This is a genomic window from Modestobacter sp. VKM Ac-2985, assembly GCF_026967925.1.
In the GTDB taxonomy this organism is placed as follows: domain Bacteria; phylum Actinomycetota; class Actinomycetes; order Mycobacteriales; family Geodermatophilaceae; genus Modestobacter.
The window spans coordinates 84884-104023 of sequence record NZ_JAPVBI010000003.1 but is presented as its reverse complement, the minus strand read 5'-3'; the positions used below and the strand labels follow the sequence as shown (position 1 = coordinate 104023).

The 19140-nt window shown below is 74.4% G+C and carries 17 protein-coding genes; 13 read left to right on the top strand and 4 right to left on the bottom strand.

What is annotated here, in order from left to right; translation table 11 throughout:
* The first annotated feature begins 6 nt into the window (after positions 1 to 6).
* From O2V61_RS16540 to O2V61_RS16525, 4 genes are read left to right on the top strand one after another with little or no spacing between them, the layout of a single operon-like run.
* Positions 7 to 1158: a M24 family metallopeptidase gene (locus tag O2V61_RS16540; protein ID WP_269184362.1), complete on the top strand. Its 1152-nt coding sequence runs from the start codon at positions 7 to 9 to the stop codon at positions 1156 to 1158.
* The gene (locus O2V61_RS16535; protein ID WP_269184361.1) at positions 1133 to 1615 is read left to right on the top strand and encodes an Lrp/AsnC family transcriptional regulator; all 483 of its coding nucleotides are present in this window, start codon (positions 1133 to 1135) and stop codon (positions 1613 to 1615) included. Before O2V61_RS16540 ends, O2V61_RS16535 begins: the two co-directional genes overlap by 26 nt.
* A gap of 53 nt (positions 1616 to 1668) precedes the next feature.
* Positions 1669 to 2004 carry a cupin domain-containing protein gene (locus tag O2V61_RS16530; protein ID WP_269184360.1) on the top strand — a complete coding sequence of 112 codons (336 nt, stop codon included), beginning with the start codon at positions 1669 to 1671 and terminating at the stop codon, positions 2002 to 2004.
* A gap of 38 nt (positions 2005 to 2042) precedes the next feature.
* Positions 2043 to 4187 carry an intein-containing Rv2578c family radical SAM protein gene (locus O2V61_RS16525; protein WP_269184359.1) on the top strand — a complete coding sequence of 715 codons (2145 nt, stop codon included), beginning with the start codon at positions 2043 to 2045 and terminating at the stop codon, positions 4185 to 4187.
* A 13-nt stretch (positions 4188 to 4200) separates the two neighbouring features.
* Here the strand turns inward: O2V61_RS16525 and O2V61_RS16520 are convergent, their stop codons facing one another.
* Positions 4201 to 5046, bottom strand: a complete 846-nt coding sequence (locus O2V61_RS16520; RefSeq protein WP_269184358.1) for a hypothetical protein — start codon at positions 5044 to 5046, stop codon at positions 4201 to 4203.
* Between the two features lie 168 nt (positions 5047 to 5214).
* Between O2V61_RS16520 and O2V61_RS16515 the strand changes: the two genes are divergently transcribed.
* The gene (locus O2V61_RS16515) at positions 5215 to 6372 is read left to right on the top strand and encodes a glutamate--cysteine ligase (RefSeq protein WP_269184357.1); all 1158 of its coding nucleotides are present in this window, start codon (positions 5215 to 5217) and stop codon (positions 6370 to 6372) included.
* A 44-nt stretch (positions 6373 to 6416) separates the two neighbouring features.
* Positions 6417 to 7283, top strand: a complete 867-nt coding sequence (locus O2V61_RS16510) for a lysophospholipid acyltransferase family protein (RefSeq protein ID WP_269184356.1) — start codon at positions 6417 to 6419, stop codon at positions 7281 to 7283.
* Between the two features lie 3 nt (positions 7284 to 7286).
* On the opposite strand, the gene O2V61_RS16505 is transcribed toward O2V61_RS16510, so the two are convergent.
* Genes O2V61_RS16505 through O2V61_RS16495 form a run of 3 tightly spaced genes read right to left on the bottom strand, consistent with a single transcriptional unit; the run spans position 7287 to position 10668 of the window.
* Positions 7287 to 8723 carry a lipase maturation factor family protein gene (locus O2V61_RS16505; RefSeq protein WP_269184355.1) on the bottom strand — a complete coding sequence of 479 codons (1437 nt, stop codon included), beginning with the start codon at positions 8721 to 8723 and terminating at the stop codon, positions 7287 to 7289.
* Positions 8724 to 8735: 12 nt separating this feature from the next.
* Positions 8736 to 9248 (bottom strand): GNAT family N-acetyltransferase, encoded by a 513-nt coding sequence (locus O2V61_RS16500; protein ID WP_269184354.1) that lies wholly within the window; start codon positions 9246 to 9248, stop codon positions 8736 to 8738.
* 55 nt (positions 9249 to 9303) lie between these two features.
* Positions 9304 to 10668, bottom strand: coding sequence for a KamA family radical SAM protein (locus O2V61_RS16495; RefSeq protein WP_269184353.1), 1365 nt, complete (start codon positions 10666 to 10668; stop codon positions 9304 to 9306).
* A 130-nt stretch (positions 10669 to 10798) separates the two neighbouring features.
* On the opposite strand from O2V61_RS16495, the gene O2V61_RS16490 reads away from it, so the two are divergent.
* The 7 genes from O2V61_RS16490 to O2V61_RS16460 all read left to right on the top strand — a co-directional run bounded on the left by O2V61_RS16490 (position 10799) and on the right by O2V61_RS16460 (position 19140).
* Positions 10799 to 11830 carry an L-erythro-3,5-diaminohexanoate dehydrogenase gene (locus tag O2V61_RS16490; RefSeq protein ID WP_269184352.1) on the top strand — a complete coding sequence of 344 codons (1032 nt, stop codon included), beginning with the start codon at positions 10799 to 10801 and terminating at the stop codon, positions 11828 to 11830.
* Positions 11827 to 13332, top strand: a complete 1506-nt coding sequence (locus O2V61_RS16485; RefSeq protein WP_269184351.1) for an amidohydrolase — start codon at positions 11827 to 11829, stop codon at positions 13330 to 13332. Before O2V61_RS16490 ends, O2V61_RS16485 begins: the two co-directional genes overlap by 4 nt.
* Before the next feature lie 79 nt (positions 13333 to 13411).
* Positions 13412 to 14989 (top strand): lysine 5,6-aminomutase subunit alpha, encoded by a 1578-nt coding sequence (locus O2V61_RS16480; RefSeq protein ID WP_269184350.1) that lies wholly within the window; start codon positions 13412 to 13414, stop codon positions 14987 to 14989.
* Positions 14982 to 15794 carry an OAM dimerization domain-containing protein gene (locus O2V61_RS16475; RefSeq protein WP_269184349.1) on the top strand — a complete coding sequence of 271 codons (813 nt, stop codon included), beginning with the start codon at positions 14982 to 14984 and terminating at the stop codon, positions 15792 to 15794. Before O2V61_RS16480 ends, O2V61_RS16475 begins: the two co-directional genes overlap by 8 nt.
* Positions 15791 to 16207, top strand: a complete 417-nt coding sequence (locus tag O2V61_RS16470; RefSeq protein ID WP_269184348.1) for a hotdog fold domain-containing protein — start codon at positions 15791 to 15793, stop codon at positions 16205 to 16207. Before O2V61_RS16475 ends, O2V61_RS16470 begins: the two co-directional genes overlap by 4 nt.
* A 522-nt stretch (positions 16208 to 16729) precedes the next feature.
* Positions 16730 to 18340 (top strand): apolipoprotein N-acyltransferase, encoded by a 1611-nt coding sequence (gene lnt / locus O2V61_RS16465; RefSeq protein ID WP_269184347.1) that lies wholly within the window; start codon positions 16730 to 16732, stop codon positions 18338 to 18340.
* Positions 18337 to 19140, top strand: a complete 804-nt coding sequence (locus O2V61_RS16460; protein ID WP_269184346.1) for a polyprenol monophosphomannose synthase — start codon at positions 18337 to 18339, stop codon at positions 19138 to 19140. Before lnt ends, O2V61_RS16460 begins: the two co-directional genes overlap by 4 nt.

The window sequence follows — 19140 nt, the reverse complement described above, 5'->3', positions numbered from 1 at the left end:
GCGCACGTGGTCGCCGTCTCTCCTCCTCCCTCCTCCCCGCTGGTGTCCATCGACCGGGTGCACGCCGCCCGCGCCGTCGCCGACGAGCTGGGCATCGACGTCGTCGTCGTCACGCCCGGCTCCGACCTGCGCTACCTCTGCGGCTACGACGCGCACGCCATGGAGCGGCTGACCGCCCTGGCCGTGCCCCGCCGGGGTGAGCCGCTGCTGGTGGTGCCGCGGCTGGAGGCGCCGATGATCGCCGCCTCCCCGGCCGGTTCGCTGGGGCTGGAGGTGCTGGCCTGGGACGAGACCGACGACTCCTTCGCCCGGCTGGCCGAGGCGGTCACCGCCCGGCTGGGCAAGGCGCCGGCCCGGGTGGCCGTCGGCTCGCGTACCTGGGCCGAACACGCGCTGGGCATCCAGCGGGCGCTGCCCGGTTCCGCGCTGGAGCTGGCCAGCCCGGTCATCGACCGGCTGCGGATGGTGAAGACGCCGGCCGAGATCGAGGAGCTGGCCATCGCCGGTGCGGCGATCGACCGGGTGCACGCCCGGATGGGGGAGTGGCTGCGGGTCGGGCGGACGGAGGCCGAGGTCGGGGCCGACGTCGCCGCGGGGATCCTGGCCGAGGGCCACGTCGGCGTCGACTTCACCATCATCGGCTCGGGCCCCAACGGGGCCAGCCCGCACCACGAGGTCTCCGACCGGGTGATCGAGGCCGGCGACGTGGTCGTCGTGGACATCGGCGGGGAGACCGCGACCGGGTACCGCTCCGACTGCACCCGCACCTACCTGGTCGGCGGGTACGCCGCCCGCGGTCTGGTCGAGTGGTTCACCGTCCTGCAGCGGGCGCAGGCGGCGGCCGTCGCCGCGGTGCGCCCTGGTGTCACCTGCGCCCAGGTCGACGCCGTGGCCCGCGACGTCATCACCAAGGCCGGCTTCGGTGAGCACTTCATCCACCGCACCGGGCACGGCATCGGGCTGGACACCCACGAGGCGCCCTACGTCGTCGCCGGCAACGACCTGCCGCTGGAGCCGGGGATGGCCTTCTCGGTCGAGCCCGGCATCTACCTGCCCGGCCGCTACGGCGCCCGGATCGAGGACATCGTCGTCTGCACCGACGACGGGGTCCGCAACCTCAACAACGGTCCCCGTGAGCTCGTCGAACTCCCCGGCTGAGCCGGGCGGGCCGACGGCGGCCCAGGACGTCGACCGCGAGCTGCTGAGCGCGCTGGCCCGCGACGGGCGGGCCAGCTTCACCGACCTGGCCGAGCGGGTCGGGCTGTCGGTGTCCGCGGTGCACCAGCGGGTCCGCCGGCTGGAACAGCGCGGGCTGATCACCGGCTACGCGGCGCAGCTGGACGCCAAGGGGCTCGGGCTGCCGCTGACCGCGTTCGTCTCCATCACCCCGATCGAGGCCGCCCAGCCCGACGACGCACCGACCCGACTGGCGCACCTGTCGGCCATCGAGGCCTGCCACTCGGTGGCCGGGGTGGAGAGCTACATCCTCAAGGTGCGGGTGGCCTCGCCCGATGCGCTCGAGGCGCTGCTGCACGAGATCCGGTCGGCGGCCAACGTGACCACCCGGACCACCGTCGTCCTCTCCACCTTCTACGAGGACCGCCCGCCGGTCTGACCGGGCGCACACGAGACCCGACCGGCCGACGTCGGCCGGCGCTGCGTTTGCCCATGGACCTCGACCCGATCAGCAGCAACGGCGACAGCTACCGCGTGGTCTTCGAGAACGCCCGCGTCCGGGTGCTCGAGTACGAGGACGCGCCGGGCCACCGCACCACGCCGCACCGGCACCCGGACAGCGTGATGGTCACGCTGAGCTCGTTCCGGCGGCGGCTGTCCACCGGCGGTCGGGAGGTCGACGTGGAGCTCCCCGCCGGCGCCGCCCGATGGCTCTCGGCGCAGGAGCACGCCGGGGAGAACATCGGTACGACGCCGACGCACACCGTCTTCGTCGAGCTCAAGCAAGGGGACGCCGCCGCACCGTCCGGGAGCCTCGGACCGTACTGACCTGAGGTGACTCGAAAGCCGGTCGAACATGTGTTCGGATGGGCGGCATGCGGTGGGACGCCCAGCGACTGGACTTCGACGAACCGACCACCCTGCCCGGGCTGCCCGACGTCCGCGGCCTGCTGCGCAGCGTGCAGGTGCCGGAGTTCCCGGGTCTGACCTTCCACGAGGTGCGGGCCAAGAGCGCGCTGAACGCGGTGCCCAAGGGCTCGGCGATGCCATTCGGCCACACGATCAACCCCTACCGGGGCTGCTCGCATGCGTGCGTGTACTGCCTGTCGGGCGACACCCAGGTGCTGATGGCGGATGGCTCCCAGCAGGGCATCGCCGACCTGGTGGTGGGGGACCGGATCATCGGGACGGAGAAGAGAGACCGCTACCGCCGGTACGTCGAGACGGAGGTGCTGGCGCACTGGTCGACGGTCAAGCCCGCCCACCGGGTGACCCTCGCCGATGGCACGAGGATCGTCGCGAGCGGTGACCATCGGTTCCTGACCGGGCGTGGCTGGAAGCACGTCACCGACGCGAGCCGCGGAGCGGGTCAGCGCCCGCACCTGACGACCAACGACGAACTGCTCGGCTTCGGCCGGTCAGCTCTGACGGTCGACGTCTGCGAGGACTACCGGCGGGGATACCTGACCGGCATGGTTCGCGGAGACGCGCACCTCAAGGTGTACCGCTACCAACGAGCCGGGCGGCTCCATGGTGACGTGCACCGTTTCCGACTCGCGTTGGCCGACCTGAACGGCCTCCGGCGATCACAGGCGTACCTCACGCAAGCGGGCATCTCGACCGATTGGTTCGAGTTCTCCGCTGTCACCCCCGAGCGCCGCGCGATGAGCGCCATCAGGACGTCGTCAGCCGCCTCCGTGTCCCGGATCTTCGAGCTCATCGCCTGGCCGGAACAGCCGTCAGGTGCCTGGCACCGGGGTTTCCTGGCTGGCGTCTTCGACGCCGAGGGCAGCCGGAGCCAGCACGTCCTCAGGATCACCAACGCCGATGACGAGATGCTCGAACGGACGAGTGCCGCCTTCACCGCATTGGGCTTCGACAGCGTCCTGGAGGACAGGCGCCTGGCGAACCGGGTACGGACGGTCCGCCTGCGCGGGGGGCTGAAGGAGCACCTGCGCTTCATCCACCTCGTCGACCCGGCCATCCGGCGGAAGTGCCAGGTGCAGGGCACGGCCATCAAGAGCACGGCTGATCTACGGGTGACCGAGGTCGAAGACCTCGGTCTGGAGATGCCGATGTACGACATCACCACCGGCACGGGGGACTTCATCGCGAACGGCGTCGTGAGCCACAACTGCTTCGCCCGAGGGACGCACGAGTGGCTGGAGCTGGACAGCGGCGCCGACTTCGACCAGCAGATCGTGGTCAAGACCAACGTCGTCGACGTGCTGCGGCGTGAGCTCGCGCGGCCGTCCTGGCAGCGGGAACACGTCGCGCTGGGCACCAACACCGACCCGTACCAGCGGGCCGAGGGCCGCTACCGGCTGATGCCCGGGATCATCGACGCGCTGGCCCGGTCGGGCACGCCGTTCTCGGTGCTGACCAAGGGCACGCTGGCCCGCCGGGACGTCCCCCGGCTCGCTGCCGCATCGCGCGACGTCCCGGTGGGGATGGGCGTGTCGATGGCGATCTGGGACGACGACCTGCACGCCGCCCTGGAGCCCGGCGCACCCTCACCCCGGGCGCGGCTGGACCTCGTGCGGGCGATCACCGACGCCGGGCTGCCCTGCGGGGTCTTCCTGGCCCCGGTGCTGCCCGGCCTCACCGACCGGATGGAGCACCTGACGGCGGCGATCGGCGCCATCGCCGAGGCCGGGGCCACCGGGGTGACCGTGCTGCCGCTGCACCTGCGCCCGGGAGCCCGGGAGTGGTTCACCGCCTGGCTGTCCCGGGAGCACCCCGGGCTGGTCGGCCGGTACCGCCAGCTCTACGGCCGCGGCGCCTACGTGCCGGCCGAGTACCGCACATGGCTGGCCGGCCGGGTGGCCCCGGTGCTCGCGCGGTACGGCCTGGACCGGCAGAGCGGGGGAGCGGCACGGGGCGTCGACACCGGCAGCGGCCTCGGGCTGCCCGGGGACGAGTCGGCGGGTTTCCCCGCCGGCAGCCTGCCCACCCGTCGGCCGGCGCCGACGGCGGTCGAGGAGCCCCCCGAGCAGCTCTCGTTGTGCTGAGGCGGGTGGGTGCTCAGCCGGCCAGTCGAGCGCGACGGCCCACGACACGGAGTGCCCGCACCGCCCCGCGGGGGCCCACCGGCGGCGCCCCGCCGGCCAGCGCCAGCCGACGGTAGGAGTCGTAGGAGAGCGTGAGGTAGTCGGCTGCCAGCTCCTCGACCTGCTCGCGGCGGCTCGCCGGGGCCGTGGCGCGCATGGCCGTGGCGGTACGGACGGCGTGCTTGGCGAACGTCACCTGCAGGGCCTGGGTGGAGAGCTGTCCACCGACGTGCGAGCTCGGGCCCGGCCCCCGCCGCAGGGCCGGCAGCACCCAGGGGCTCGCGGCCAGGCCGGGGAACCGGCTGCGGACGGCCTCCCAGGCGTGCCAGGCGATCAGCGCACCGGGCACTGACCACTCACCGTCCTCGGTGGACACCTCGAGGCGGCGGGTCGTGGCGTGCACCTGGTCGCGGCGCAACGCCCGGAACTGTCCCACCGTCCCGGGCCAGCCCAGGGCGAGCGCACACCAGGCGACCGAACGCAGGTGTTCCGGCGCCTCGCTTCGCACCCGGGTCAGCTCCCGCAGGTCGAGCGTGACCGGGTCGGGCTCGGGCGTGGTGGCCCGGGGGACCCCGATCCCGCCGTAGCGGGCGACCTTGCTGTACAGGGCGATGGTGGCCGGCTTCCACTCGCGGGCCGCGGCCAACGGCTCGAGCCCGGTCTCGGCCAGGGCCTCGGGCCCCAGTCCGAGCTCCAGAGCCGCCTCGACCAGCCGCCGCCACTGCGGCTCGTACCCGGGCGGCCCGGGCAACCGGGCCCAGGCGCGGGCCGGGGGTGGAGCCGGCATCTCCGGCAGCGGTGGCTGCCATGCACCTGACATGGCGAGATACTACCGTTATCACCAACAATGTCGCGATTCATCGTCGTCGTCACCTGCCATGGACACAAGGCGCACCCTCCGGGTGCGCATCAGCGACCACGGTGATCTGGACTGCAATCCGCCCCACCCAGCCAGCAGGGTCCCCCCGGTCCCGGTGACCATGGGGCGGTGCGCACCGTGGGAGTCGAGGAAGAGCTGCTCGTCGTGGACCCGGCGGGCACGCCCGTGCCCCTGGCTCCGGAGGCCCTCGAGGTGGCCGCCCGCCGCGGTGAGGGGGAGACGGTCCAGGAGCACGACCGGGCCGAGCAGTCGGACGAGGCGCCCGACGCCAGCGGTGCCTCGGGTGGTCCGCGGCTGGTGCCCGAGTTGAAGGAGCAGCAGATCGAGCTGGGCACCCGGGTCTGCCGGGGGCTCGACGAGGTGGTCGCGGAGCTGCGGCACTGGCGCTCCCGTGCCGATGCCGCCGCTGTGACGGTGGGCGCCCGGGTCGCGGCCCTGGCCAGCTCGCCGGTGGCGGTGGAGCCGGAGACGACGCCGGGGGAGCGGTACGCGCAGATGGTCGAGGTGTTCGGCCTGACCGCTGCGGAGGTGCTCACCTGCGGCTGCCACGTGCACGTCTCCGTGGACGGTGACGAGGAAGGGGTCGCCGTCCTCGACCGGATCCGGGTGTGGCTGCCGGTGCTGACCGCGCTGACCACCAACTCGCCGTTCTGGTCCGGGCGTGAGACCGGCTACGCCAGCTTCCGTTCCCAGGTCTGGAACCGGTGGCCCTCCGCCGGCCCGAACGCGGTGTTCGGCACCCCGGCGCGGTATCACCAGCTGATCGCCGACCTGGTCGCCACCGACACGGTGCTCGACGAGGGGATGGTCTACTTCGACGCCCGCCTCTCGGCCACCTGGCCGACCGTGGAGGTCCGGGTGTCCGACGTGGCCCTGCGGGTGGAGGACGCCGTCCTGCTGGCCGGGCTGGTGCGCGGTCTGGTGGAGACCGCGGCCCGGGAGTGGCGGGCCGGCGTCGCCGCCCCGGAGATGCGGACCGAGGTGCTCCGCGTCGCCGGCTGGCGGGCCGGCCGCTCCGGGCTGACCGGGGACCTGGTCGACCCGCGGACCGGCCACCCCGCCCCGGCGGCCGAGGTGGTGGCCGCCCTGGTCGACCACGTCGGCGCGGCCCTGCGCGACAGCGGGGACGCCGAGCGGGTGGAGGAGGGCGTCGGCGCCGTCCTGCGCCGCGGCACCGGGGCGACGCTGCAACGGGCGGTCTTCGGCGAGACCGGTGACCCTGCTGCCGTCGTCCGGGCCGCGGTCGCCGCCACCCACGGCGACTGAGGCCGGAGCGCCGCTCTCGAACCGGCGTTGGTTAGGGTCCGCTCATGTACACGGCCAGCTGGGGCGACGTCGCCCGCCGGGACCTGTTCGGGCCGAAGCCGGACCCCCGGGACCGCCCGTACCGGTCGGTGATCCGGATCGTCCTCGTCGTCTTCCGGCTGTTCCGCTTCCGCTTCGACCTCCGCGGGCAGGAGCACGTGCCGGCCACCGGTGGGGCGATCATCTGCAGCAACCACGTCTCCTACTTCGACTTCACCTACCTCGGGCTCGCGGCGCTGCCGCAGCACCGGCTGGTGCGGTTCATGGCGAAGGCCGCCATCTTCGGGCACTGGTTCGCCGGGCCGTTCATGCGCGCGATGCACCACATCCCGGTCGACCGCAAGGCCGGGGCCTCGGCGTTCGACGCCGCCGTCCTCTCGCTGAAGGACGGCAACGTCGTCGGGATCTTCCCCGAGGCGACGATCAGCACGTCGTTCACCGTCAAGGACGTCAAGGCGGGCGCGGCTCGGATGGCGGTCGAGGCCGGGGTGCCCGTGCTCCCTGCCGCGGTGTGGGGTGGGCATCGCGTCGCCACGAAGGCACACAAGTTCGTGCTGCGCCGCGACGTGCCGGTGACGGTGATCATCGGCGAGCCGCTGTTCCCGGAGCCGGGGGAGAAGCCGCAGGCCCTGCTGCGCCGGATCAAGGCGGCGATGGTGGAGCTGCTGGACGAGGCGCAGCGCACCTACCCGGACCAGCCGGCCGGGGACGACGACCGCTGGTGGCAGCCGGCCCACCTGGGTGGCACCGCGCCGACCCCGGAGATCGCCGCCGTCAACGACGCCGACTACGCCGCCGGCAACCGGACCAAGGTCAAGGGCCCGCACCCGCTGGCCCGCGCCAAGCGGCTGCTGGCCCGCGCCCGCCGCTGACCCTCAGCGCACCCGCGCCCGGACGTCGTCCGCGGTGAGCGGGGCGACCATCTCGCGCTCGTAGCTGCGGTGCCACCACGCGCCGGTCTCCCGCCGTTCCCGGCGGGTGGTGAACCGGTAGCGGTAGACCAGCACCCGCACCGCAGCCGGGCGGTCCGTGCCGAAGGGCGCCGACCGCAACAGCCGCAGCGTGGCCGGGTCAGCGGCCAGCAGCTTGCCCAGGAACGGCAGCAGCCAGGCCCGGCCGTAGGCGGGGGAGAGGGCCACGAACCACATAAGCCAGTCCAGGCGCAGGTGGTAGGGCGCCCACTGGGGCGGACGGCGGTGGACGTCGCCGGGCTTGCCGCGGAACTCGTACTCCCGCCACACCGCGTCGGGCCCGGCGTGGTCGGTGGCCTCCACGACCAGCTCCCGGCGCACCTTGGTCACCGAGCCGAAGGCGCCGTAGCTGTTCACCAGCCGGAGCGGGTCGAAGCTGGTGTTCATCCGCTGCGCGGGCGACAGCAGGTTGCGCACCGGCGCCACGCTGAGGGCGGCGACCAGCACCGCCAGCCCGAGCACCACCGCGACGAACCAGGTGGGGGCGGAGAGCTGGTCGGGACGGTCGACCGGCAGGACGGCGGCCAGCCAGCGCCCGTCGACCAGCGACAGGGCCAGCACCAGGGTGAGCGCATTGAGCCAGGCGAAGTTGCCGCTGATCAGCAGGTACCCCTGGGTGACCACGATGACCAGCGCCGCCACCCCGGCGATCGGCTGCGGCGCGAGCAGGCCGAAGACGACGACCAGCTGGGTGACGTGGTTGGCCAGCGTCTCGACCCGGTGCAGCCGCGGGCTCAGCCGGTGGAACCACCAGCTCAACGGGTTGGGCATCGGCTGGGTCTCGTGATGCCAGGACAGGCAGGTCAGGTCGCGCCAGCACCGGTCGCCGCGCATCTTGATCAGTCCGGCTCCGAACTCCAGCCGGAAGAGCAGCCAGCGCAGCAGCCACATGCCGAGCGTGGGCGGGGCGACGTGCGCGGGACCGAGGAAGACGGCGAGGAACCCGGCCTCCAGCAGCAGTGACTCCCAGCCGAAGCCGTACCAGATCTGACCGACGTTCACGATCGACAGGTAGAGCGTCCAGAGCACCGCCCACAGCGCCATCCAGCCCGCCAGGGGCAAGCGGTCGGCCAGCCCGCCGAGAGCGGCGAGCGACAAGACGATGCCGGTCCAGCAGCAGCCGGCGAAGAACCGGTCGGACCAGTGCAGGTGGAACAGGCTCGGCGCCCGTCTCCAGGAGGCCCACTCCAGGTACCGGGGGACCGGGGTCAGGCCGTGGGTGCCGAGCAGCGCCCGCCCCTGGCGCAGTGCGGCGACGAACGCGATCAGGTAGACCAGCGCGAGGCCGCGAGTGAAGAGCCAACGGCCCCACCAGGCGCCCGGGTCGGTGAACCACTCCACGGCGCCCTCCGCTCAGTCCGGCGGGGCCTCGAGCCGGAAGGCCTCCAGCTCGGTGCCGTACCAGCGGGTGGTGCGGCCCAGCGGCTGCATCCCCAGCTTCTCGCAGACCCGCAGTGAGGCCTCGTTGCCCGGCCGGACGACGGCGTAGACCTCCAGCAGCCCGTCGTCGAACGCCCGGTCGACGACCGCCCGCGCCGCCTCGGTGGCGTAGCCGCGCCGCCAGCTGTCCGGGTGCAGGTGCCAGCCGACCTCCACCTCACCGACCCCCTGGGGGAGCGGCTTGAGCAGCACCGTGCCCGCCGGCGGGCCCCCGCCCCGGGGCTCGATGGCCCAGCACCCGTGCGCCGGGTCCAGCTCGTGCACCAGCCGCCAGCGCTCGACCAGCTCGGCAGGCGGCACCGTCGGTGCCCCACCCAGCCAGCAGGTCACCTCGTCCCGGCTGTACAGGTCGGCGAGGCGGGCCAGGTCGGCGTCGCCCGTCGTCCAGGCCCGCAGCCGGAGCCGGTCGGTGCACAGCAGTTCCACCCGACCGTGCCTACCGCCGTCCGCCGCGAGGGAAACGCCTCAGCGGGGTCCGCCGTCAGCCGACGGGGGCCAGCTGGCGGTCGCGGTGGGCGGCCCACCAGGCGCGGCCCTCGGCGGGCAGGCTGGCGATCGGGTCGTAGTAGGCGTAGCGGCGGTCGAGGGCGTCGGCGTCGGTGCGCTCGATGCCGGTGCGGTAGTTCTTCGTCCAGTACGAGATGCCGCGCTCCCGGTCGTACTCGGCGACCTGGTGCACCCAGCGCTTGCCGACGTAGGGCACGTCGCAGACGATCCGCGGCGTCGCGAACCCGGGCAGGTAGCCCATGACGTCGTGCTGCAGGGTCTGCGCGGTGGCCAGCGGGACCCGCCAGTGCTCGGCACTGGGGATCATGTCGCACATGTAGAAGTAGTAGGGCGTGATCGAGGCGCCGTCGAGCAGCGCGAAGCAGAGGTCCAGCAGCTGCCCGGCGGTGTCGTTCACCCCGGCCAGCAGCACGCCCTGGTTGCGCACGTCGCGCACGCCGGCCGCCAGCAGCGCCCGGGTCGCCTCGGCGACCAGCGGGGTCACCGACTGGGCGGCGTTGACGTGGGTGTGCACCGCCAGCGAGACGCCCCGTTCCCGGGCGGTGGCGGCCAGCCGGCCCGTCCCGTCGACGACCTCGGGCTGCAGCCAGTGCTGGGGGAGGCCCATCAGCGCCTTGGACGCGAGCCGGACGTCCCGGATCGAGTCGATCTCCAGCAGCCCCTCGACGAAGGCGGCGAGGTTCTTGAAGGGCAGGTTGGCCACGTCCCCGCCGGAGACGACGACGTCCCGCACCCCGGGGGTGCGCCGGAGGTAGGCCAGCATCTCGCCCTGCCGGTCGACCGGCTTGAGGTCGAAGCGCAGCTTGTCCACCGCCGGGGTGGAGTTGCCGACCAGGTCCATCCGGGTGCAGTGCCCGCAGTACTGCGGGCAGGTGGACAGCAGCTCGGCCAGCACCTTGGTGGGGTAGCGGTGGGTGAGGCCCTCGACCGCCCACATCTCGTGCTCGTGCAGGGAGTCCCTGGCCGCGTGCGGGTGACTGGCCTCGTCGCCGGGCAGCCGGTCGGAGGCGACGGGGAGCATGTAGCGACGCACCGGGTCGGCGAGCATGGCGGCGGCGTCGGGGACGCGGCCGGGGACCATCGTGTTCAGCATCTGCGGCGGCAGCAGCAGCGACATCGTGGCCCGGCCGGCCTGGTCGGCCTCGACGTCGGCGTAGAACGACTCGTCCAGCAGGTCGCCGTAGACCCCGCGCAGCTGGCGCAGGTTCTTCACGCAGTGCGCGCGCTGCCACTGGGCGCTCCGCCAGTCCACCTCGGTGACCCCGGCGAAGCCGGGCAGGCGACGCCAGTCGGGCTCGACGAGCTCGCGGGCGGTGTACTCGTAGGGCTGCTCCAGCACCGGAACTCCTGTCCGCGCGGTGTCTCCAACATCGACACCACGACCCTACGGGAAGAAGTTCGGTGAATGGGCTGATTGACGATAGGTTCTCCGGCATCGAGCCGGGGACGACGAAGGGACGACGGTGGCGATGAACGCGCTGCACCGCAGCCTCGGCGTGCACCGGGTGCTCGAACCGGTCGGCGTGCTGCCCCAGGCGGCCGCCCGGCTGGACGCGGACCCCCGGATCGGCCCGGACGAGGTCCGCATCGCCGTGCACCGGCTCAACCTCGACGCCGCCTCCTACCGGCAGCTGGCCGAGGAGCACGGCGGGGACGGCGACCGGGTGCGTGCCGCCGTGCTCGGGATCGTCGGGAGCCGGGGCAAGATGCACAACCCGGTCACCGGCTCGGGCGGGATGCTCATCGGCGTCGTCGACGAGGTGGGCGACGACTCCCCGCTCGGCCTGGAGCCCGGCCAGCAGGTGGCCACCCTGGTCTCCCTCACGCTCACCCCGCTGCGGATCACCGACGGGCTGGCGCGGTGGGACGGCCGCAGCGAGCAGGTGCCCGCGGCCGGGACGGCGGTGCTGTTCGCCCGCTCGATCGCCGCCGTCCTGCCCGACGACCTGCCCCAGGAGGTGGCGCTGGCGGTGCTGGACGTCTGTGGCGCCCCGGCGGCCACCGAGCGGGTCGTGCACCGGTCGGGCCACCGGCCCTCGGTCGCCGTCCTGGGGGCGGCCGGCAAGTCCGGCTGCCTGAGCCTGGCCGCCGCCAGGGACGCCCGCGCGGGCCGGCTGGTCGGCGTGGTCCGGGACGAGGGGGAGGCCAGTTCGCTGCGGGCGGCCCGGCTGGCCGACGAGGTGGTGGTGGCCGACGCCACCGACCCGCTCGCCGTCGCGGCCGCGGTCGGAGCGCCGGTCGACGTCACGGTCGTCTGCGTGGACACCCCCGGCGCGGAGCACGGAGCGGTCCTCGCGACGGCCGACGGCGGCACCGTGGTCTTCTTCTCCATGGCCACGTCCTTCTCGGCGGCGGCCCTGGGAGCTGAGGGGATGGCGGCGGACGTGACGATGCTCGTGGGCAACGGCTACACGCCGGGGCATGCGGCCCTGGCGATGGACCTCTACCGGCGCTCGCCGGGGGTGCGGTCCCTGATCGAGCCACGGGTCCGCGCCTCATGAGCGACCTGCTCATCCGGGACGTGACGGTCGGGGACCGGCCCGGGCGGGCCGTGCACGTCGTCGCCGGGCGGATCGCCTGGCTGGGCGCCGCGGCCGACGCACCCACGGCCGGCCGGGTGCTGGACGGCGGGGGAGCGCTGCTGACCCCCGCGTTCGTCGACGCCCACGTGCACGCCACCGCCACCGGGCTGGCGCTGACCGGGCTGGACCTGCACGGCGCCGACAGCCTGCGGTCCGCGCTGACCGGCGTCACCGCCCAGACCACCGCCGCCCCCACCGGCACGGTGCTCGGGACCGGCTGGGACGAGACCGGCTGGCCCGAGGGCCGCGGGCTCACCCGGCACGACCTGGACGCGGTGGTGGGGGAGCGGCCGGCCTACCTGGCCCGCGTCGACGTGCACTCGGCCACCGTCTCCACCGCCCTGCTGGACCGGGTGCCCGGGATCACCGCGCTGCCCGGGTACAGCCCCGACGGCCGGCTCCGGCTCGACGCCCACCACGCCGCCCGGCAGGCCGCCTACGGGTCGGTGCCGCCGGGCCAGCGGCGCAGCGCCCAGCGGGCCACCCTCGCGGCCGCGGCCGCACTGGGCGTCGGCAGCGTGCACGAGATGGCCGGGCCGGAGGTGTCCAGCGCCGAGGACCTCGCCGGCCTGCTGGCGCTGGCCGCCGAGGCGCCCGGGCCGCGGGTGGTCGGCTACTGGGGCGAGCTCTCCGAGCGCGGCGGGCTGGACGTCGTCCGGGAGCTGCGGCTGGCCGGCGCCGGCGGTGACCTGTTCTGCGACGGTGCGTTCGGCTCGCACACCGCGGCGCTGAGCACCCCCTACGCCGACCGGCCGGAGACCACCGGCGCGCTGCGCTTCGACACCGCGGCCCTCGTCGAGCACGTGCGCGCCTGCACCGCGGCAGGTCTGCAGGCCGGGTTCCACTGCATCGGGGACGCCGCCGTCGACCAGGTGCTGGCCGCGGTCGGCATCGTCGTCGACGAGCTGGGCCGCGACGCCGTCCGGGCCTGCCGGCACCGGCTGGAGCACGTGGAGATGGTCAGCGACGCCGCGATCGCCCAGCTGCGCCGGTGGGGGATGGTCGCCAGCGTCCAGCCCGCCTTCGACGCCGCCTGGGGCGGGCCGAGCGGCATGTACGCCGAGCGGCTGGGCGTCGAGCGGGCCGCCGGCTGCAACCCGCTGGCCGACCTCGTCGACGCCGACGTGACGGTGGCCATCGGCAGCGATGCCCCGGTCACCCCGCTGGACCCGTGGGGCGGCGTGCACGCCGCCATCGACCACACCACCCCCGGCTCGGGCATGCGCCCCTTCGACGCCTTCGACGCCGCCACCCACGGCGGCTGGGTGGCCGCCCGCGCCGAGCACCCGGACGGGCCGCTGGCCGTGGGCGCACCGGCGGACCTGGCGCTGTGGGCGACCGAGCTGACGCTCTCCGCCGTCCTGGCCGGCCGCGCGCGCCCCGCCTGCCGTCAGCTCATCGTCGCCGGCCGACCGTGCTGACCGCCGCTGCGGGCGACTCGGCGGTCAGGCGCCGTGCGCCCGGCCCCTGTACCGGAGCCGACCTGGGAGGAGCTCGGGGATGAGCAGGCTGCAGCTGGACCAGGCGCTGGTGGCGCGGGCACGGGAGCTCGCCGCCCGGGCGGCGGCACCGGTCGTGGACCTGGCCGCCACGCACACCACGATCTCGGTGGAGCGGGCCCAGCTGCGGCTGGCCGGGCTGACCGGCACCGACCCGGTCCTCGGCGACGGTGAGGTGCCCTGGGTCAACCGGGTGGTGGACGCCGTCCGCGACCAGGTGGGCCTGGAGCACGGGGTGGCGCTGCCGGTCTGGCACGCGCTGGGCTCCGGCGGCACGCTGGCCGAGCTCGCCGAGCAGGTCGGCGCCGGCACCGCCCGGTTCACCGTGCCCGAAGGGGCCGCCGCCGACCGGGCCCGGGAGGCCGCCCGCACCGCCGTCGGTGCCGGGATCGCCCGGATCGACGCGAACCGGGCCCGCCGGGACGAACTGGTCGCCACGCACGGCGACCCGCCCCGCCGTCCGTGGATCTACCTGATCGTGGCCACCGGCGACATCCACGAAGACATCCCGCAGGCCCAGGCCGCCGCCCGCGCCGGCGCCGACGTCATCGCCGTCATCCGTTCCACCGGGCAGTCGCTGCTGGACTACGTGCCCGAGGGCGCCACCCGCACCGGTTACGCCGGCACGTACGCCACCCAGGAGAACTTCCGGCTGATGCGGGCCGCGCTGGACGACGTCAGCGCCGAGCTCGGTCGCTACGTGCGGCTGACCAACTACGCGTCCGGCTTGTGCATGCCCGAGATCGCCGTCCTGGCCGGGCTGGAGCGGCTGGACATGATGCTCAACGACGCGATGTACGGGATCCTCTTCCGCGACATCAACCCGATCCGGACCTTCGTCGACCAGCGGTTCAGCCGGATGGTGCACGCCCGCGCCGGGATCATCATCAACACCGGCGAGGACAACTACCTCACCACCGCCGACGCCGTCGACGAGGCGCACACCGTCACCGTCAGCCAGCTGCTCAACGAGCGGCTGGCGCACGAGGCCGGGCTGGCGGACTGGCAGCTGGGCCTGGGACACGCCTTCGAGATCGACCCGGCCGTCCCCGAGTCGTTCCGGCTGGAGCTGGCGCACGCGCTGCTGGCCCGCGGGCTCTTCCCGGACGCGCCGCTGAAGTGGATGCCGCCGACCAAGCACATGACCGGCGACGTGTTCCGCGGCTACCTCCTCGACGGCTTCTTCAACCTGGCCGGGGCGCTCACCGGCCAGGGGATCCTGCTGGTCGGGATGATGACCGAGGCGGTGGTCACCCCGTGGCTGTCCGACCGCGACCTGGCGCTGCGCAACGTCCGCTACGTGCTCGAGGCCGCCGGGAACCTGCACGAGGACTTCGCGCCCCCACCCGGTGGGTTCATCGACCGCCGGGCGCACACCGTGCTGACCGAGGCGGTCGACCTGCTGGAGCGGATCGCGGCCCACCCGCAGGGGCTGATCCAGGCGGTCGCCGACGGCACCTTCGGCATCACCAAGCGGGCCCCGGACGGCGGCAAGGGCCTGGACGGCGTCGTCGTCAAGGCGACCGGCCACTATGACCCCGCCACCGAACTGCTCACCCGGGAGGTGGCCCGTGCCTGACGACGACCGCCAAGATGGCCATTTTGGTGGGGCCGGGGGCGGGAGCGTGGTGCGGCCGTACGGGGACACCACCGGTGACGGGATGGTGCAGACGTCGTTCACGCTGCCCGTCCCGCCCGGGCCCAAGGCCGAGGGCGCGGCGCTGCAGCTGGCGCAGAAGATGGGCATCGAGCCGGCGATGGTGGTGCACAGCACCGGGATCGGGAGTGGGGGCGGGGCGGCGGGCGACAGCGCGGCGTTCACCTTCTTCGTGGTCTACGGCAGCGTGCGGCACCTGGTGGACCTGGACGCCGTGCAGGTCGAGGAGCGGGCCTACCCGTTGTTGTCACCGGGTGAGGTCAACGCGGCGGTGAAGACCCGGCTCCGGCGCAGCCTCGTCGTCCTGGGGGCCTGCATCGGCACCGACGCGCACACCGTGGGCATCGACGCGATCCTCAACCTCAAGGGGTTCGCGGGGGAGAAGGGCCTGGAGTACTACCGGGAGCTGCAGGTGGCCAACCTCGGCGCCCAGGTCAGCGTCCCGGAGCTGGTGCACGCCGCCCGCGCCCGCAACGCCGACGCCGTCCTGGTCTCCCAGGTGGTGACCCAGAAGGACGCCCACCTGCGCAACACCCGCGAGCTGGCCGCCGCATTCCGCGAGGCGATGGGGGAGTCCCGGCCGCTGCTGGTGGTCGGCGGTCCCCGCTTCGACCCGGCGATGGCCGCCGACCTCGGGGTGGACAAGGTCTTCGGCCGGGGGACGACGCCCGGCGAGGTCGCCAGCTACCTGGTGCACGCACTCGTCCCCGAGGAGGAGCCCGCATGAGCGACCCGCGCCCGACCGACCCGCGCCTGGGGCTGACCGTCACCCACCGCCGCTACGTGCCCCACGCGCACGCCCACTACGGCGGCGCGCTCGTCGACGGGGCGTACACCCTCGGCCTGTTCGGCGACGTCGCGACCGAGGTGGCGATCCGCACCGACGGCGACGAGGGGCTGCTCGCCGGGTACTCGGCTGTCTCCTTCCTGGCGCCGGTGCAGGCCGGCGACGTGCTGGAGGCCTCCTGCGAGGTGGTCCGGGTCGGCCGCCGCAGCCGTGAGCTGCGGTGCTGGGCCGACGTCGTGGCCCGCGCCGACCCCACCCGCGGCGCGTCCGCCGCCCAGGTGCTCGACCCACCGCTGCGGGTGGTCGAGGCGGTGGCGACGCTCGTCGTCCCCGCCCTCGACTCCCCGGGCTGACGCCGGCGGGTCTCCGTCCTGTCATCGGCACGCCACCCGGTGTTCCGCTCCGGTGACGCTCCGAACCACTCGTCCCGAGGGGTTCCCCGGCGTCCGATCGGTGCCTAGGGTCGGGGTCGCCCCATCCCGGGAGACCGGGGTGTGCTTCCCCCTCGGCACAGTCGCGCGCTCGTCCCTCGGTGACGCAGTCCGGTGACGCACCTCGCGTCGCTGCCTGCGCACGCCGCCAGGCCGAGGGGGGACCGCGGACCCGAGGGTGCACGTCCCGCTCCCGACGTCCGCTCCGGCGGGGCCCCGCGTCACCAGACAACGGAACGGCGACCGCAGCCAGCGGCCGCCGTCCCGGCCCGAAGGCGCGGGGTGCCCCGGTGCGGACGCCGGTCCGGTGCAGCTGCGGCGGTCGCCAGGCCGGGAGTGGGATGCTGGGAGCCGGTCACGGCATCAGCGCCACGACCGGGTCCGAGCGGCACGCCGGGCCCAGGGTGTCCCGGGCAGCGACCCGGGCCAGCGCGGAGGGCGGCGGTGCCGGCAGTGGTGGCGACCGGCACGGTGGAGTCAGCCACCCCGAGCACCCGGGCAGAGCCCGCGGCCCCGCGCCGCCGCTGGCCCTGGCGCACCGCCCTGGCGGCAGCCGGGGGCCTGGCGCTGTACCTCGCCTTCCCCGGGCACGACCTGTGGGCGCTCGCCGTGCTGGGTCCGGCGGCTCTCGCGCTCGCCGTCCGCGGTCAGCGGGTCCGCGGCGGGGTGTGGCTGGGGCTGGTGCTGGGCCTGGTCTTCCTGCTGCCCCTGCTGTCCTGGACCGGGATCTACGTGGGTTCCTTCCCCTGGCTGGCCCTGGCCGTGGTCGAGGCGCTCTACTTCGCGGTCCTCGGCGGGGCCCTGGCCGTGACCTCCCGGCTGCCCGGCTGGCCGCTGTGGTCCGCCGCGCTCTGGGTGGGCGCCGAGGCGCTGCGCGGCCGCTGGCCGCTGGGCGGGTTCCCGTGGGGCCGGCTGGGGTTCAGCCAGGCCGACGGGCCGTTCACGTCGCTGGCCGCCTACGGCGGCGTGCCCCTGGTGAGCTTCGCCGTCGCGCTGACCGGCACCCTGCTGGCCGCCGCCGTCGTCGGCCTGCACCGGGCTCGGCGGCGGCGGGGCGGACGGCGTGCGGCCGCCCTGGCGCTCGTGGGTGCGCTCGCCGTCCCCCTGGTGGGCCTGCTGGCGGAGCTGCCGCTGGCCGGGGCGTCGCTGACCGCGGGTGGCCCCACCCGCACGGTGGCGGTCATCCAGGGCAACGTGCCGCGGGCCGGGCTGGACTTCAACGCCCAGCGGCGGGCCGTGCTGGACAACCACGCCGACCAGACGATCGAGCTGGCTGCGGCCGTCGCGCGTGGTGACGCCGCGCAGCCGGACCTGGTCATCTGGCCGGAGAACAGCTCCGACATCGACCCGTACACCAACGCCGACGCGGCCCGGGTGATCACCCGCGCGGCCGTCTCGATCGACGCGCCGATCCTGGTCGGCGCCGTGGTGCAGGGCCCGGGCGAGTTCGTCTCGAACACCGCCATCGTCTGGGACCCGGTGACCGGCCCCGGTGACACCTACGTCAAGCGGCACCCCGTGCCGCTGGCGGAGTACGTGCCGGCCCGGGCCTTCTTCCGCTTCTTCAGCCCGCTGGTCGACCGGGTCACCGACTTCGTCCACGGCACCGAGGTCGGCGTCCTGGACGTCGGCGGGGCGCGCGTCGGCGACGTCATCTGCTTCGAGGTCGCCTACGACGGCCTCGTCGCCGACGTGGTCGATGCCGGCGCCGGGATGATCGTGGTGCAGACCAACAACGCGACGTTCGGGTACACCGACGAGAGCGCGCAGCAGCTGGCGATGAGCCGGCTGCGGGCCGTCGAGTACGGCCGCACCGTGGTGGTCGCGGCGACCAGCGGGATCAGCGCCGTCGTCGCCCCGGACGGCTCCCTGGTGCAGCGCTCCGAGCTGTTCACCGCCGACACCTTCGTCGAGGAGATCGCCCAGCGGGACTCCTCGACCGTCGCCGAACGGCTGGGCGCGGGACCGGAGTGGGTGCTGACGGCGCTGGGCGTGGGCGCCGTCCTGGCCGCAGGGGTCCCGGCGTTGGCCCGGCGACGGGCGGTCGGCCGGTGACCGGCCCGGAGGTCCCCGGGCCGGTCCTGGTCGTCATCCCGACCTACGAAGAGGTCGGGAACCTGGTGGGGGTGCTGGACCGGCTGCACGCGGCGGTGCCGACGGCGCACGCCCTCGTCGTCGACGACGCCTCACCCGACGGCACCGGCGAGCTCGCCGATGCCCGGGCGGCGGCCGATGAGCGCGTGCACGTGCTGCACCGCGCCGCCAAGGCCGGGCTGGGGCCGGCCTACGTCGCCGGTTTCCGGTGGGCCGCGCAGCACGGCTACGGCGTGGTGGTCGAGATGGACGCCGACGGCTCGCACCCGCCCGAACGCCTCCCGGCACTGCTGGCCGCCCTCGCCGACGCCGACCTGGTGCTGGGCTCCCGGTACGTGCCCGGGGGAGAGGTGCTCGACTGGCCGCCGCACCGGCTGGCGCTGTCGCGGCTGGGCAACCTCTACACCCGCTGGGCGCTGCGGCTTCCGTTGGCCGACGCCACCGGCGGGTTCCGGGCGGCGCGGATGGAGCTGGTCACCCGACTGCCCTTCGACTCGGTCGCCAGCCAGGGCTACTGCTTCCAGGTCGACTGGGCCTGGCGGGCGGTCCGATCCGGTGCCCGGGTGGTCGAGGTGCCGATCGCCTTCAGCGAACGGACGGCCGGGCGGAGCAAGATGAGCGCGTCGATCGTTGGAGAAGCACTGGTACGGGTGAGCTGGTGGGGCATCCTGGACCGGCTGGCCGATCGGCTGCCGGGCCGGGTGACCCGTCCCGTACCAGGACGAGCCCGGGACGGGCGGCGGCCCAGGGTCCTCCGGTAG